Origin of the sequence: Endomicrobium proavitum (assembly GCF_001027545.1) — a bacterium.
Classification (GTDB): Bacteria; Elusimicrobiota; Endomicrobiia; order Endomicrobiales; family Endomicrobiaceae; genus Endomicrobium; species Endomicrobium proavitum.
The window spans coordinates 742,695-759,347 of the sequence record NZ_CP009498.1 but is presented as its reverse complement, the minus strand read 5'-3'; the positions used below and the strand labels follow the sequence as shown (position 1 = coordinate 759,347).

The window sequence follows — 16,653 nt, the reverse complement described above, 5'->3', positions numbered from 1 at the left end:
AATAACTTGATACTTTTTTGGTGTTGGGGTAATGCCCCAATCCTGTCTATGTGAAAGCATAGACAATGTCTTACCCCAAAAAAGTTCGCCTCATATAGGGAGTCCTATGTCATTTTGACATAGGGCGACCTACGGCGAACTTTATTCATGGGAGTAAGACATCATGGGTAAGTTCGCCGTTTTTTTTGTCCCCAATACCAAATTACACACAGAGGGGACAATATGGCTTCCAAGAACTTAAATTCCAATCTCCACAATGCCAAAAATGCCAAAAATGATGAATTTTATACTCAACTTTCTGATATAGAAAAAGAACTTAAACATTATAAAGGGCAATTTAAAGATAAAGTTGTTTTATGCAATTGCGACGACCCGCGAGTAAGTAATTTCTTCCATTTCTTTTCCTACAATTTTGAAAAATTCAAATTAAAAAAACTCATTGCTATCTGTTATAAAAATCAAGATATGGATTTATTCAGTAAAAATAACTCTGAAAAAGCCATTTATTTAGAGTATTACGGTGATAAAAACGGGAACAATGTCCCTGATCCATTAGAAATTGGAATAAAATGCCTAAAAGGTGATGGAGATTTTAGAAGTGAAGAATGCATTGAACTGTTAAAACAAGCAGATATCGTAGTAACAAACCCACCGTTTTCTCTTTTTAGAGAATATGTCGCTCAACTTGTTGAATACAATAAGAAATTTTTGATTATTGGAAATAATAATTCTATTAGTTATAAAGAAATATTTAAATTAATTAAAGAAAATAAAGTATGGCTTGGGTATAATTGCGTTCGTTGGTTTAATACTAATAATGGTCTTGCTGAAGGAGCGAGAAGTTTTTGGTTTACAAATCTTGACACTACAAAGCGTCACGAAGATTTAATTCTCTATAAAAGATACAACACAACAGATTATCCCAATTATGATAATTATGACGCCATTGAAGTTTCAAAAACAGCCAATATCCCTGTTGATTATTCAGGCGTTATGGGCGTACCAATAACTTTTCTTGATAAATATAACCCTGAACAGTTTGAGATTATACAATTGGATCATTGGGGGATATTGGGAAATTTGGATAATGTTGTAAACGGTAAAACTTTATATCGAAGAATTTATATTAGAAACAAAAGAATAGGAGCAAGCTAAAATGAAAATAGAACTTAAAGAAATCACTGTTAAAGAATTATCAAATGGTTATAAAGACAATGCCGAAAACGGAGTTGTAGGGTTTGGTGGCAAATTAGATATTCGCCCACCTTATCAACGAGAATTTATTTATAAAGATAAGCAGCGCGATGCGGTTATTGATACAATTACAAAAGATTTCCCTTTAAATGTTATGTATTGGTCAGTTCGTGAAGACGGAAATTACGAGGTTATAGACGGTCAGCAAAGAACGATTTCCGTTTGCCAATATGTCAATGGCGATTTTTCTTATATGTTTAAATATTTTCACAGTTTACAAGATGACGAAAAAGAGAAAATTTTAAATTATAAATTGATGGTTTATATTTGCAGCGGTTCGGATTCCGAAAAATTGAAATGGTTTGAAACTATAAATATTGCAGGGGAAAAACTGACGGAACAAGAATTGAGAAATGCAGTATATGCAGGTTCGTGGATTTCTGACGCTAAAAGATATTTTTCTAAAAACAGTCGTCCAAAAATTGGAGATGATTATTTAAGCGGTTCGGCAAATCGTCAAGAATATTTGGAAACAGCTATCAGTTGGATTTCTAAAAGAAGTATTGAAGCTTATATGTCAAATCATCAACACGATTCAAATGCAAACGAGTTATGGCTGTATTTTCAAAATGTTATTAATTGGGTAAAAATCATATTTCCAAAATACAGAAAAGAAATGAAAGGAGTGGCTTGGGGAGAGCTTTATAATAATTATAAAGATAAAAAATTAGATGCTAATGAGTTAGAAAAAGAAATTGTCAAGCTAATGATGGATGATGATGTTACAAAAAAATCAGGGATTTATCCTTATGTTTTAAGCGGCGAAGAAAAATATTTAAACATTCGTTCATTTACAGATAATCAAAAACGCGAAGTATATGAGAAGCAAAAAGGTATTTGTCAGAAATGCAAAACCCATTTTGAAATAAATGAAATGGAAGCAGACCATATTACTCCTTGGCATGAAGGCGGTAAGACGACTTCTGTAAATTGCCAAATGCTTTGCAAGGATTGTAACCGCAGAAAATCAGGGATTTAAAAAACGAAGCGCAACTTTTGCGCTCCGTCAATGCTTAAAATGAATGTGTTAAAATTTTACTGGGTTTATAAAAAGTGAAGGCGTGACCTAAGCTATCCAGCAAAGGTGACGCCCTCTTGAGTGGAAGTATAGTAAAATCATTTCTTAAAGTCAAGAATATTGTGATACTTTGTAATAATAATTATACGGTTTATACCTTTAATAAGTTTAAACTGATATTTTATTTGGGTAATACATTTAGCATCTGATACCTTGAGTCTGCGCAAATCAAAGATAATATTTTTAGATTGTTTAAGAGCTTTTCTTAAAAGATGTTCTATTGTGCGTTGGCTGTCATTAAACGGAGATTTAATTTCCCATAAAATAGAATCCATTTTTATATCGGCATTTTTTATACCTTTGGAACGGTTTGGCATAATAAATTCAACTATTTTTCCATGATTAGCAAAGAATTGAGCCGTTTCCAACTCATGTTGTTGAGGCAAATGTTTTAACGGAATAATAATTCGTCCGAGTTTTTTCATAAACAAAATTATAATAAATTTTACTTGGTAATTTAAATGTTTGCCTATCATGCTCCTAATTAGTATAAAAAATGGTATTTTTACCATTGTTTTTTTAGCTTTATCATAGAATTTGCATAATTATTTTTGCTATAATTTACAAGTTGATTTTAATTGCATAGTAAATAAATCTTAATTTATATTATGAGGTGTAAAATGAGCGGGCAAAAAGTTAATTACTATTTAAAAGACGACGGAACGTTTGTTATTGAAAATTATAATGCGGCTCCTTCTTTTGCAAGTTTCTTCCCGGGAATTGCAGGGCTTAAGGGCATACCCATGTGGGCGTATTACGTCAACCGCGCGCAGGGCGTTTCTACATTCGGCATAAAAAATAAAAATCAGGCGATAATGGAATTTTATCCCGCAAATACCGCCTACACGCTTGTTTCAACTTTAGGTTTTAGAACTTTTCTTAAAATAAAAAAATCCGGCAAAACAATAAATTACGAAGCGTTTAAAGTAAACCCATGTTACCCCGTTAAACAGACAATGTTTATAACGTCGTCGGATATGTCTATTGAAGAAGTAAACGAAACATTGGGAATAAAAATAACCGTCAGATACGCGACTCTTCCCAACGAGCCCGTCGCCGCGCTGCTTAGAAGCGTGAACGTGGAAAATATCTCAAAAGCAAATCTTGAAATAGAAATTGCCGACGGTATGCCGAAACTTATTCCTTACTTTGTAAGCCAGTGGGCGCAGAAATTTATGAGCACCACAATTCAGGCTTGGACTACTGTGGATAATTTTGAAAAAACCGGAAATCCGTTTTTTCGTTTAAGAGTAGATACCGCAGACAGCGCGGAAGTTGTTGAAATTCACGAGGGAAATTTTTATTTCGGAAAAGTTTCGGACGGAAAATCTGAAAAAAAAGCAGGCGTTATAATAGACCCGCAGGTTTTGTTCGGAAGCGATTTAAGTTTTGAATATCCTAGGGAATTCTTCTCTTACGATAAGAAATTTCAATATCCCAAACATCAGTTTGCCGACAATAAATATCCGTGCGCGTTTAGTTACGCCTCGGTTAAACTTGCGGCTAAAAAAAGTTTTACTCTTTACTCTGCGGCGGGGCATATTGAAAGCGTTGCGGCTTTGAATGCTTTTGTTAACAAGGCTACGCCGAAATATTTTGAAAATAAAATTGCGGACAATAAAAAACTTATTAACTCTATTACCGATAACGTGGCGACAAAATCCGCGTCAAATAATTTTGACAAATATATCCGCCAAACTTATCTTGACAACGTTATGAGAGGCGGGTATCCGATAACTTTTAAAGACGGCGATAAATCCGCGTCTTATTATGTGTATTCAAGAAAGCACGGCGACCTTGAAAGAGATTACAACGAGTTTCAGGTTTCGCCGAACTATTATTCTCAAGGCAACGGAAATTTTCGCGATGTAAATCAAAACAGAAGAAAAGATATTTTCTTTAATCCTAAAATGGGCGCAAGCGCGGTAAAGATTTTTTATAACCTTATACAAATAGACGCAAACAATCCGCTTGTGGTAAAAGGCGCTTACTACATTATTGACGTTAAAAACCCTTATTACAAAAATATTGCCGCGCAGATTGTAAATAATTCCGATAAAAAGAAAGTTGAAGAGTTTTTCAAAAAAGGTTTTGAACCCGGGCAGCTTGCCATGTTTTTGACCGGCGAAAAAATCAAGATAAAAGTATCGCTTGAAGAGTTTGTAGCCAAAGCCGTAGTTAACGCGCAGGTTATAAACGACGCGGAACACGGAGAAGGTTTTTGGGTAGATCATTGGACGTATAATTTAGATTTATTAGACAGCTTCCTTGCAATTTATCCGGAAAAAGAAAGCGACGTAGTTTTTAAAGATAAAACTTATACGTATTACGATTGCAATCATTACGTTGTTCCAAGGGATAAAAAACACGTTTTGACTTCAGACGGTAAAGTTAGAAGATACGCAGCCGTTGTAAAAAGCGACGAGAAAACGGCTTTAATTAAATCCCGAAAAGTTAACCCCAACGCTTTAAGAACAAAAAACGGCACAGGCAGCGTATATCAAAATAATCTTGCCTCAAAATTTTTAACGATGATTTCCGTAAAACTTTCCTGCCTTGACCCCGACGGAATAGGCATAGAAATGGAATCGGACAAGCCGGGCTGGTATGATTCTCTTAACGGACTTCCCGGAATATTCGGCTCGTCGGTATGCGAAACTTTTGAGCTTAAAAGATTTATTGAATACTTTAAAAGCGTTCTTGAAAAAAATCCGTCGGAAAAAGTTTCAATTCCAGAAGAAACGGCGCGACTTGTTTACGGTTTGGCTAAACTTCTCAATACAAAACTTGACGCTTTTAGTTTTTGGAATGAAGCCGAAACGCTTAAAGAAAATTACCGCGCTAAAGTTTTTACGGGTATATCGGGAGCGGAAAAAACTTTCAACGCTCAAGACATAATTTTGTTTTTAAACGCGGGAATTAAAAAAATAAACGAAGGCTTGAAAAAAGCTCTTGACCCGAAAAGCGGACTCTATTTTACATACTTCAGATACGAAGCCGTTAAATATCGGCAGATAAATTCTAAAAACGCAAACGGGCTGCCGTGCGTTAAAGTTTTAAAATTTCAACGTTCGCCGCTTCCGTTGTTTTTGGAAGGGGAAGTTCATTATTTAAAATCCGAAAAAAATAAAGAAACAATTCTCAAACATATTCAGAAAATGAGAGCCAGCAACGTTTACGACAAGAAGCTTGGAATGTTTAAAGTAAACGAATCGTTAAAACCAGAATCTTTGGAAATAGGAAGAACAAGAGTGTTTTTGCCCGGCTGGCTTGAAAACGAATCTGTTTTTATGCACATGGCTTACAAATATCTTCTTGAAATTTTAAAGTCGGGGCATTACGACGAATTCTTTAAAGAGATAAAAACGGGGCTTGTTTGTTTTACCGACCCTAAAGTTTACGGCAGAAGCATACTTGAAAATTCTTCATTCATTTGTTCAAGCGCTTTTGCTGACGCAAAAAACCACGGAAGAGGTTTTGTTGCGCGCTTGTCCGGTTCTGCGGCGGAGCTTATAGATATGTGGCTTAGAATGACCGTTGGCGATAAACCTTTTTCTTTTGAAAACGGCAAGCTTTCTCTTGAATTTAAGCCCGTAATACATTCTTCGTTTTTTACAAAAGACGGAAAGTTTTCTTTTAAACTTTTCTGCAGCACCGACGTAACTTATGTAAACCCTAAAAAATTAAGCACGTATTCCAAAGACGCGAAAATTAAAAAAATAGAAATAGTCTGGAAAGATAACAGCAAACAAATTATTAACGGAAGCGTTATTGCGTCGCAAGCCGCGCAAAAAGTAAGAGACGTTTTGGCAAAAAGCATAACATTATATTATTAACGAGGACTCAATGAACACACTGAAAACAATTCTTACACTTATGCTAACCGTTGGTTTTTCTTTTACTGCTTGGGCAAAATTGTCCGACAGGCAGGAGTTAACCGACGCATTGTTATCTGCATCTGAATTTAACAGAACTATGACATATGAGGAACCAAAACCTTTTAAAATTTACGACGCCGGAAATGAGGAATGGATAGATTATTCAAAATACGGCGTGATGGAAGCAACGGGCACTGCGTATTATTCTTACGTAATAACTAATTCCACGGCGTTGGCGGCGGCAAGCGGAGAAGGAATTTATCCTAACCAACAAAGCGTTTTAAACTCTCCGGATTACAAGAAATACGTTAAAAAATTAAACGGCGATAAATTTAAATTTATATATTCCGACGATTATCAGGCAAATTTTTACAAATGGGCTACTGTTGACGAAAATCCCGGGCTCAAACTTTATTACGCCGCATTTGCATTGGAAAAAGCGGGAAATTATAAGCATGCCGTTAAAGCCTATTACGCGTGTATGGTTCTTTTTCCAAAAGCCGTAGGTTGGACGCAGATGCAAACTCCATGGTACATAGCTCCGGTTTGCGTTGCAAAAATAAAGTATCTTACAAAAACTTATCCCGAAATAGGCGTGCGCCTTGTCGGCGAAGATATTACAATACAAAACGTTTTTGATAACGATTATAAAAATGACGTTTTTATAATAAATCCCGGCAAACTTGTAAAAGCTACTAAAAAAGATTTTGAGAAAAAATATATAGACCTTGCAAAAGTCGGCGTTAAAAATATAACGGGCGCCGGCAGAGTAAAACTTATTCAATACAAAAACAATCACTTTAAACTTACCGTAAACGGCGAACCTTTTACAATTAAAGCCGTTTCTTACAGCCCCAGCAAGGTAGGCCTTTCTCCGGATTTCGGCACGCTTGATAACTTAAAAGACTGGACTCTTGACGACTACGATAAAAACGGCAGAATTGACGGACCTTTTGACGCTTGGGTGGACGCAAACAGAAACGATAAAAAAGACCGCGACGAATACCGCGTGGGAGATTTCGCTTTAATGAAAGCTATGGGCGTAAATACTTTGAGGGTTTATCATCATAAAGGCGTCAATAAAAAACTTTTGCGGGAAGGATATAACAATTACGGATTTATGTCTCTTGTCGGCAATCTTATAGGAATGTACGGCGTAGATTCCGGCGCATATTGGTATGACGGAACCGATTACGCCGACAACACGCAGATTGAAAATATGCTTGACAGCGTGCGCGACATGGTAAATGAATTCAAAGACGAGCCTTACGTTTTGGCGTGGGTTTTGGGAAATGAAAATAATTACGGTTCCGTTGGAGTTGAGGGTGAATCTTTAGGTTCCGCAAACAAAACGCAACAGCAGCCCGAAGCTTACTATAAATTTGTAAACGAAGCGGCAAAACTTATTAAAAAACTTGACCCGAAAAAAAGACCTGTCGTTTTGTGCAACGGCGACACGTATATGTTAGATTACGCCGCAAAATACGCTCCCGAAATAGATGTGTACGGCGCAAATGCATACAGAGGAGATTACGGCTTTGGCGCAATTTGGAGAGACGTTCAAAGAGAGTTCGGCGGCAAACCTGTTTTGATAACCGAATACGGCTGCCCTGCTTACGCCAAGGGCTGGAGCGCTGCAAGAATTGAAAAAGCTCAAGCGGCATATCATAAAGGCAACTGGGGCGACATTGAAGATAATTTGGGCGGAATTTCCGGCGGTATAGGCAATGCGTTAGGCGGAGTTATTTTTGAATGGGTTGACGAATGGTGGAAGGCCGGATATAAGTATGACGCAGGCATTCACGATACGGATTCTCAATGGGCAGGGCCTTTCCTTGACGGTAGCGCATATGAAGAATGGTTTGGCATAACGTCGCAGGGTTCCGGCGGACGCAGTCCGTTTGAGCGCCAGCTTCGCAAAGCTTACTTTATGTATATGAACGTTTGGAATGAAGTGAAAAACTGATAGTTAATATCGGAGGAAACATGAAATTTTTAAAAATTGTTTTACCGGCGGTATTTTTATTTTCCGTAACTGCAAATGTTTTTGCTGCGGATGATGTAAATTCCGACGCTGTTTTAAGCGACGAGCTTAAGCGCGCAAAAGCGTTTAACGATAAAATGATTTACGTTCCTCCTAAACCTTTTAAACTTGCGGATGCCGGAACCGAGAAGTGGGTTAACTATCAAAAATACGGCGAGTTTCAAAATGTCGGCACAAAAGATTACAAATACGTTATCAGCGATTCCGAAGGTCTAAGAGCGGCAAGCGGCGAAGGCGTTTTTCCGAATACCCAAAACGTTTTAAATGATCCGCAATACAAAAAATATTTAAACTCTAAAAAACTTGAAGGAAAATATTGGGATTTTGTAAATAACGACGATTATCAGGCAAATTTCTACAAATGGGCTACAACAAGAGAAGATCCGGGAGTGAAACAGTATTTTACCGCCGTAGCTTTGGACAGAGCGGGAAATTGGGAGCAGGCTATAAAAGCATATTATGCAATTTTGGTTTTTTTCCCGAAAACCATAGGCTGGACACAGTGGCAAACTCCGTGGTATATAAGTCCGGTTGCAATTTCAAGAATTAAATATCTTACGGCTCTTCACCCTGAAATAGGCGTTAAACTTGTGGGTGCAAAAATTATAATTGAAAACGTTTACGATAACGACGTTAAAAACGATGTTTTTATTATAGACCCGGGCTGGCTTGTGCCCGCGACTGCGAAAGATTTTGAAACAAAAACTATAGACTTGTCAAAAATTAAAATCAAAAAAACCGTCGGTAAAGGCAAAGTAAAACTTGTTCAATATAAAAACAATAATTTTCAGCTTATAGTTGACGGAAAACAGTTTACCGTTAAAGGCGTAAGTTATGACGCCAATAAAGTTGGCGTTTCTCCGGTAAACGGCACTTTGAAAAACAACAGAGACTGGTCGTGGGAAGATGCAAATTCCAACGGCAAAACAGACGCGCCTTTTGACGCGTGGGTGGACACAAACAGAAACGATAAACAGGAATCTTACGAAAAACCCGTCGGAGATTTTGCTCTTCTAAAAGCCATGGGCGCAAATACTTTAAGAGTGTTTCATCACTATGAACTTAATAAAGAAGCGCTGAAAGAAGGTTATGAAAAATACGGATTTATGTATATGATGACGGATTTCTTGGGCGCATACGCCGTAGATTCCGGCGCAACGTGGGCGGAAGGCACGGATTATTCCAACCCCGTTCATCAAAAAAATATGCTTGCAAGCATTCGCAAAATGGTTGAAGATTACAAAGACGAACCTTACATTTTAATGTGGGTTTTGGGCAACGAAAATAATTACGGAGTGGCAAATAACGCCAATAAAAATCCCGAAGCTTTTTATAAGTTTGCAAACAAAGCCGCAAAACTTATAAAAAAACTTGACCCTCAAAAAAGACCGGTTGCAATAAATAACGGCGACACGTTATATTTGGATATTTTTGCCAAAAATTCTCCGGACATAGATATTTTCGGATTTAATTCTTACAGAGGCGAGCAGGGTTTTGGAAACATTTGGCAGGACATTGCAAACGTTTCGGGCAAAGCCGCGCTTGTTACCGAATACGGAACTCCCGCTTACGCCAAAGGCTGGAGCGTTGCAAGAACCGAAGAAGGACAGGCGTCTTACCACAAGGGATATTGGACTGATATAGAGAATAATTTAGGCGGCGTTGAAGGCGGCTGGGGCAATTCTCTTGGCGGAGTAATATTTCAGTGGGTTGACGAATGGTGGAAAGCCGAAGGCGATTCAGACCCTGCGGTTCATGACACGCACTTGCAAACGCAAGGCGCATTTTTGGACGGCGGCGGCTATGAAGAATGGTATGGAATAACTTCTCAGGGCAACGGAAAAAACAGTCCGTTTGAACGCCAGTTGAGAAAAGCTTATTTTTTGTATATGGACTTGTGGAATAAATAATTTTGCATGACAAGCCGTTTTTAAATAAAGTAACAAAATCATCAAAAAACAGTCTAATTATTAAAGTTAGTAATTGACACAATTCGTTAAATTTGATATTTTATGCGGACTTCGCAAATTAACCTTTGCAGAAATCCGCAGACGGGCGGTTAGCTCAGCTGGAAGAGCATTTCCCTTACAAGGAAGAGGTCGGGGGTTCAAATCCCTCACCGCCCACCAAAAACAAATCAATTAATAAAAAATTTAATACCGGAGCATACGATGAAAAAAAGTTTATCGCTTTTAATGGCAGCCGTATTTTGCCTTGCAAACTCTGCAAATGCTTTTGCGCAGGCGCAGCAACAAGAACAACCGTCCGAATTTAAAACTTACAGAGCTCCCCAAAAAGACATAACATCCGTTTTAACCGCCGCAAAAAAATTTGACAACTCAATGACATATGCCGCGCCGAAACCTTTTCCTATTTACGACGCCGGCACTGACAAGTGGATAGATTACGCTAAATACGGCGAATTCCAAAACGCAGGCACTGAAAATTATAAATACGTCGTGAAAGAATATGACGCGCTTAAAAAAGCGTCCGGCGAGGGAATTTATCCTAACACGCAAAGCATTTACAAATCTCCGGATTACGCAAAATTCATTAAAGAAAAAAAACTTGAAGGCGATAAATGGAAATTTGTTGACACCGACGACAGACAAGTTAATTTTTACAAATGGGCTCTTGCAAAAGAAGATCCGGGCGTAAAACTTTATTATACGGCTTACGCTTTAGATAAAGCCGGCAACTGGGCGCACGCCGTAAAAGCTTATTACGCGTGTCTTGTTTTCTTTCCTAAATCCATAGGATACACTCAGTGGAAAACTCCGTGGTATATAGCTCCAAGCTGCATAGACAGAATAAACTATCTTACAAAAATGCATCCGGAGCTCGGCGTAAAACTTGACGGCGCAAAAGTAACAATTAAAAACAGATTTGACAACGATAAAAATAACGACATATTTATAGTTAACCCCGGCAAACTTGTAAAAACTGCTAAAAAAGATTTTGAGAAAAAATATATAGACCTTTCAAAAGTCGGCGTTAAAAAAGTTACCGGCACGGGAAAAGTTAAACTTACCCAATACGAAAATAATCACTTTCAGCTTACGGTTGACGGCAAACCTTATGTAATACGTTCAATATGCTATTCGCCTACACCCGTCGGGCTTACCCCTGATAACGGTTCCGTAAATACCGACAGAGACTGGTCTGTGGCGGATTACAACAAAAACGGAATTGTTGACGGCGCTTACGAGGCTTGGGTAGATATAAACAGAAACGAAATACAAGACGCCAACGAAAAAACGGTCGGTGATTTTGCGCTCATGAAAGAAATGGGCATAAACACAATAAGACTTTACCACTATCCTAACTTCAACAAAGATTTGTTAAAAGACGGTTATGAAAACTACGGACTTATGTATATGGTTGGAAATTTGCTGGGAATGTATGCGGTAGATTCCGGCGCGGAATGGTATAAAGGAACGGATTACACAGACCCCGTTCAGAAAGAAAGAATGCTTGCAAGCGTTAGAAAAATGGTTGAAGATTATAAAAACGAACCTTACGTTTTACTTTGGATACTCGGCAACGAAAATAATTACGGCACCGTCGGCACTATGGGCGTTTTTGCGGGAACAAGCAACCAAGCGCAAAGCCAGCCGGACGCATATTACGCGTTTGTAAACGAGTGCGTTAAACTCATTAAAGAGTTAGATCCGCAGCAGCGTCCCGTTGCAATATGTAACGGCGACACTTATTTATTGGAATACTGCGCAAAAAATGCGCCAGATCTTGATATTTACGGCGCAAACGCATATCGCGGCGAAGCAGGTTTCGGACCGCTTTGGCAGGACGTTATGGACGTTTACGAAAAACCCGTTCTTGTAACGGAATTCGGCTGCCCGGCTTACGCGAAAGATTGGACAGCCGCAAGAGCGGAAGCAGGTCAAGCAAGCTATCATTACGGCGCATGGACGGATCTTGAAGCAAATGTCGCAGGCGTTGCCGGCGGCGTAGGAAACGCTTTAGGCGGCGTAATTTTTGAATGGACCGACGAATGGTGGAAAGCCGGGCCTCCGCCGGAATACGACCCCAAAGCCCACGACATAACTTCGCAATGGGTAGGCCCTTTCCTTGACGGCGGCGCGTATGAAGAATGGTTTGGTTTAACTTCGCAGGGCAACGGAGAAAATAGTCCGTTTAAACGCCAGTTAAGAAAAGCTTACTTTATGTATAAAGATCTTTGGGAGAAATACAGAGTTAAAAAATGATAAAACATTTGAGACCGCTTTCTATTTGCATTGCGATTTTGTTTTTGGTTTCCTCTGTTGTTTTTGCCGAGACGTCTATTGTAACATTTGTTAAAACAAACAACGGAAACTGGAAACTTACGGTTGACGATAAAGATTATTTTATAAAAGGCATGGCTTATTCCGCAGATAAAATCGGCGAGCGCCCCGACGCAAACGAATGGATGTGGGAAGATTCTAACTACAACGGAAGAGCGGACGGACCATACAACGCGTGGGTAGATTTAAACGGCGACGGTTTTCAGGATATAAGCGAAAAAACCGTCGGAGATTTTGCTCTTTTAAAAGCTATGGGCGTAAATACAATAAGAATTTATCACGCTGAAAAAATTAATAAAGATCTGTTAAGAGATTTATATTACACATACGGCATACGCGTTATAATGGGCAACTATTTGGGCGCTTACACAAAAGGCAGCGGCGCTCATTGGGACGTTGGCACCGACTACACAAATCAAGAGCAGCGCATAAAAATGAAAGAAAGCGTCCGAAAAATGGTTTTAGAACACAAAGACGAACCTTACGTTTTAATGTGGATGCTTGGCAACGAAAACGATTCCGGCGGTTCGCAGGCAAACTCTACAAAAACAAATACAAACGCCGTAGGAAACCCTGAAGCTTTCGCAAAGTTTGTAAACGAAGCCGCAATTTTAATTAAGTCCATAGATCAAAATCATCCGGTAGGCGTCTGCAACGCAACGACAAAATTTTTGCCTTACTATAAAAAATTTTCTCCCGCTTTAGATTTTTTAGGATTTAACCAATACTCGGGACCATATGGATTCGGTTCTTTATTTAACAGAGTAAAAACTGATAATGATTTGCCGGTTTTAATATCGGAGTTCGGCTGCGACGCTTACAATTCAAAATTGAAAAGAGAAGACGAAAGATTTCAGTCTAAATATCATATCGGCGCGTGGCGCGATATTGAAAAAAACAGCGCCTACAACGACGCCGGCGCGGGAAACGCTGTCGGCGGAGTGGTTTATTGCTGGTTAGATAAATGGTGGCTTGTAGGTTCTGCAAAAGTTCATGACACTGAGCTCGGCTCGTGGGCGGGTCCAAAAAACGACAATACTTTTCACGACGAATGGTTTGGCATGTCTTCTCAGGGAAACGGTAAACACAGCCCGTTTGAAAGACGCTTAAGAGATGTTTACTACGTCTATCAAGAAGTGCTTTGGAAAAACGATATAACCAAATAAAAGTTTGCGCGTATAACATATCGCATATAAAGTTGTTGACAAAATTTATATTTAATGGTAGAATTCAGCATAAATAAACAATAGGAAACCCTAATGAGATTAAAATCAATCCTCATAGCAGCAACAGTTTTCTTATCTCTTCTCGCATTTCGCACCTCTTCGTATGCCGATCTTTTTTCACCATACGCGCATTACAACAGAATTAACACAGACATTTTAGAACCTGGGACAATTGAACTTAAAGGCGAATTAACCTTTGATTCCTATTTCCACAAACCCGGCGACGGTTGGATTGTTTATCCGGACAGATCCGGTCTTGGCAAGTTTATGAGTTATACCCCGTCAAACCCTGCCACACATAATAATAAATGGACAGACACATACGGACAAACTCTTCTTTTGAATTTGGGAATAAAACCTACTGAATGGTTTTTTGCCGAGTTCGGCGTTGAATTTCTTGGCGATTATGCCGATAAATTCTGGATGCCTATAAACGAAGAACACCGCTTTAAAAGTCTTACAAGTCCTTTCTATCATTTAAATTGGAACAACGCCAGAATCGGTATAAAAACAGACTGGATTTATCTTGCATACCATAAAAATTACGGACATCAGGGCTGGGTTTATGAAGGCGACTTGTTTGATATGCTTCCAAGGCAAGATAACGCCGACAATTATTTAAGATATTCAGGACACCATACGCCGGACTATTGGCAATTAAAAATTAAAGGATTCTACGGCGATTTAGATGTTATTTACGGCGAAGAAGTTCTTCAAGATTATAAGAAAGGTATATATGTAAAGTATAAAAATATATTCCATTCTAACATAAATTTCTTTTATTCAGATCATGTAATACCTTATGGTTTTGAAGACGAAAGAATGAGAAATTTCCAACTTAATACAGATTTTACATTCTTGAATACAACCCTTCAGGTAGGGGCTTTATACAGACCTTTTAGACTTAACAAAGAATATCAATACGTTGAAGATGTTGGTATTGGAAACGGATTAAACGGTTCTAAATATGAAGTAAAAACAGACAAAACAACCGAAAAAGACGCGCTTGGCGGGTCTCTTCAGTGGCAGCTTCGTAAAAAATTCTTGCTTGACCTTATTAATGTTGGTTATGAATACAGAGGTTTAGTTGCGGGCAACAGACAAAAAGTTAACGCGTCCGTAGAAAAATCTTTGACAAAATATATAAATACTTTTTTGGGATACTCTTATCAGAAACCATTGCTTTCCGCAATGCCTTTGGTTTATTCAGGCGGCGGATCAGGCCCTGTATCAATATCTGCAAGAGGTCCCGAAAGTCCTTTTTGGGTTTGGTGGAGAAATCCTATAACAGGTTTTGACAACAGAGAAACAAGCGCTTTATCCTTTGTTTTCACTTACGATCCAACGCCTTCAACGTGGTTCTATAATTATATGCCGAACGAGCCTGTTGAATACAATTTAAATCCTGAAGAAGACGCGCCGTTTTCTTTTGCTGCAAAAGTTAACTTGGCAAAATACAGCGGTCCGCTTGACAGGCAGCAGTATTGGGAATATGACGGCTCTACCGCTTGGGAAGATGCTTATGCTAACGGAACAAATGTGCCGGATAGATACATAGGTTCTTTATATTTGTTAACTCAATTTATTAAAAATAATACAAAAATACTTTATGATTTTGAAGTTGGTGAAGATTTGGCAACTTTAAGCTATCCGTATTCTGATACTTCCGGCGGAAGCGGACGCGACCCATACACTTCTTCTTTTATAGGATACTTTAAGACAAGTTTAAAAGTTGATACAAAACCTTATCTTTTCAAAGTTGCTTATTTGAAAAATTTCTGGGGACCTGAAGATTGGCACAGAAACTTCGGCGCTACTTTTGACGAGCTTTATCTTGCTCACATAAGCAGAGACCTTGGCAAATGGTTTAACTTTGGCGTAGAATATGTAGGCGGAAGAAAAACAAATTCAGCTCTTTTAAGCGATCCTGCTTTTGTGGATCAAGAGTTAAGCAACGAACTTGGGACTTTTGACGAAATAAGAGTTTTTGTTAAAATATATTTTGACGGAGTATTTAAATTCGGCGACAGAGGCGAAGAGGGCGGAATGCCTTTTGGCGTAGAGTTTGATAAAACCGCTCCTCAAATTGCTTTAAAAGCTTATCCGGATACAATTTACCCTGCCGACGGCGGCAAAGCGTCTCTTGAACCGTGGGCTTCAGATCATTCCGGCATAGAAAAATGGTCAATTAACATTAAAGACGTTAACGGAAATACGGTTAAACATTTTGACGGCGAAATTGAGACCCCTGAAGAACTTAAGTGGGACGGCAGAAATGAAAGAAACGGACAAATATGTCCTGACGGCGAATATTTTGCAACCTTGGAAGGTATAGATAATTACGGCAATAAAGATATTACCGAACCTGCTAAAATAATAGTTGCAACAAGACCTAAAATAGCCAATGCCGACGTAAAAGAAACAGAAAGAGGTCTTGTAATTTCTCTCGGCGCGAAAGTGTTGTTTGACAGCGGTAAGTTTGCTTTGAAATCCGGCGCTACAAAAACATTGCAGGAAGTAGCGGTATTGCTTAACAAATACCCTGACAACAACATAGCAATTGAAGGTCATACCGATTGGGTAGGAAAGGTAGCTTACAATCAGAAGTTATCTGAAGACAGAGCGAAATCCGTTAAAAACTTCCTTGTTAAACAGGGCGTTGCAGCGGATAGAATGCAAATAACCGGATTTGGAAAACTTAAACCCGTGGCGGACAATAACACGGCTAAAGGAAGAGAGCAGAACAGACGCGTTGAAATTATAGTTCTCAATAACGCGATAGTTGTAGATGAAAATCAGTCAAAAGAAGTAAAAGATACTGTTCCTAATAATTAAACAGCAATTGCGGTAAGTAAAACCAGGAGAAGAA

General features: G+C 38.6%; 9 protein-coding genes and 1 tRNA gene. 9 read left to right on the top strand and 1 reads right to left on the bottom strand.

Features of this window, described 5'->3' with window-relative positions; genetic code table 11:
- The first annotated feature begins 222 nt into the window (after positions 1-222).
- Positions 223-1,155 (top strand): adenine-specific methyltransferase EcoRI family protein, encoded by a 933-nt coding sequence (locus Epro_RS03230; protein WP_052570534.1) that lies wholly within the window; start codon positions 223-225, stop codon positions 1,153-1,155.
- Between the two features lies 1 nt (position 1,156).
- Positions 1,157-2,233: a GmrSD restriction endonuclease domain-containing protein gene (locus Epro_RS03225; protein ID WP_052570532.1), complete on the top strand. Its 1,077-nt coding sequence runs from the start codon at positions 1,157-1,159 to the stop codon at positions 2,231-2,233.
- Positions 2,234-2,370: 137 nt separating this feature from the next.
- On the opposite strand, the gene Epro_RS03220 is transcribed toward Epro_RS03225, so the two are convergent.
- Complete coding sequence (locus tag Epro_RS03220; RefSeq protein WP_052570531.1) at positions 2,371-2,808, bottom strand: CdiA C-terminal domain-containing protein; 438 nt, start codon at positions 2,806-2,808, stop codon at positions 2,371-2,373.
- 144 nt (positions 2,809-2,952) lie between these two features.
- Here Epro_RS03220 and Epro_RS03215 point away from each other — a divergent pair, with 144 nt between their 5' ends.
- The 7 genes from Epro_RS03215 (at position 2,953) to Epro_RS03185 (ending at position 16,619) form a co-directional block, all read left to right on the top strand.
- On the top strand, positions 2,953-6,168 hold the full coding sequence (locus tag Epro_RS03215) for a hypothetical protein (protein ID WP_052570529.1): 3,216 nt from the start codon (positions 2,953-2,955) through the stop codon (positions 6,166-6,168).
- A gap of 10 nt (positions 6,169-6,178) precedes the next feature.
- Entirely contained in the window at positions 6,179-8,176 is a 1,998-nt protein-coding gene (locus Epro_RS03210; RefSeq protein WP_144412035.1) for a glycoside hydrolase family 2 TIM barrel-domain containing protein, read from the top strand.
- Between the two features lie 20 nt (positions 8,177-8,196).
- Positions 8,197-10,164 (top strand): glycoside hydrolase family 2 TIM barrel-domain containing protein, encoded by a 1,968-nt coding sequence (locus Epro_RS03205; RefSeq protein ID WP_052570526.1) that lies wholly within the window; start codon positions 8,197-8,199, stop codon positions 10,162-10,164.
- 143 nt (positions 10,165-10,307) lie between these two features.
- Positions 10,308-10,383 (top strand) — tRNA-Val (locus Epro_RS03200).
- Positions 10,384-10,425: 42 nt separating this feature from the next.
- Complete coding sequence (locus Epro_RS03195; RefSeq protein WP_052570524.1) at positions 10,426-12,480, top strand: glycoside hydrolase family 2 TIM barrel-domain containing protein; 2,055 nt, start codon at positions 10,426-10,428, stop codon at positions 12,478-12,480.
- Positions 12,477-13,724: a glycoside hydrolase family 2 TIM barrel-domain containing protein gene (locus Epro_RS03190; RefSeq protein WP_052570523.1), complete on the top strand. Its 1,248-nt coding sequence runs from the start codon at positions 12,477-12,479 to the stop codon at positions 13,722-13,724. The genes Epro_RS03195 and Epro_RS03190 overlap by 4 nt, the downstream gene beginning before the upstream one ends.
- A 93-nt stretch (positions 13,725-13,817) precedes the next feature.
- Positions 13,818-16,619 (top strand): OmpA family protein, encoded by a 2,802-nt coding sequence (locus tag Epro_RS03185; protein WP_052570521.1) that lies wholly within the window; start codon positions 13,818-13,820, stop codon positions 16,617-16,619.
- The last annotated feature ends 34 nt before the right edge of the window (positions 16,620-16,653 follow it).

Excerpts from the sequence above, each read along its gene's own strand:
- Epro_RS03230 (WP_052570534.1), top strand. The coding sequence starts at position 223 with ATGGCTTCCAAGAACTTAAATTCCAATCTCCACAATGCCAAAAATGCC.
- Epro_RS03225 (WP_052570532.1), top strand. The coding sequence starts at position 1,157 with ATGAAAATAGAACTTAAAGAAATCACTGTTAAAGAATTATCAAATGGT.
- Epro_RS03220 (WP_052570531.1), bottom strand. The coding sequence starts at position 2,808 with ATGATAGGCAAACATTTAAATTACCAAGTAAAATTTATTATAATTTTG.
- Epro_RS03215 (WP_052570529.1), top strand. The coding sequence starts at position 2,953 with ATGAGCGGGCAAAAAGTTAATTACTATTTAAAAGACGACGGAACGTTT.
- Epro_RS03210 (WP_144412035.1), top strand. The coding sequence starts at position 6,179 with ATGAACACACTGAAAACAATTCTTACACTTATGCTAACCGTTGGTTTT.
- Epro_RS03205 (WP_052570526.1), top strand. The coding sequence starts at position 8,197 with ATGAAATTTTTAAAAATTGTTTTACCGGCGGTATTTTTATTTTCCGTA.
- Epro_RS03195 (WP_052570524.1), top strand. The coding sequence starts at position 10,426 with ATGAAAAAAAGTTTATCGCTTTTAATGGCAGCCGTATTTTGCCTTGCA.
- Epro_RS03190 (WP_052570523.1), top strand. The coding sequence starts at position 12,477 with ATGATAAAACATTTGAGACCGCTTTCTATTTGCATTGCGATTTTGTTT.
- Epro_RS03185 (WP_052570521.1), top strand. The coding sequence starts at position 13,818 with ATGAGATTAAAATCAATCCTCATAGCAGCAACAGTTTTCTTATCTCTT.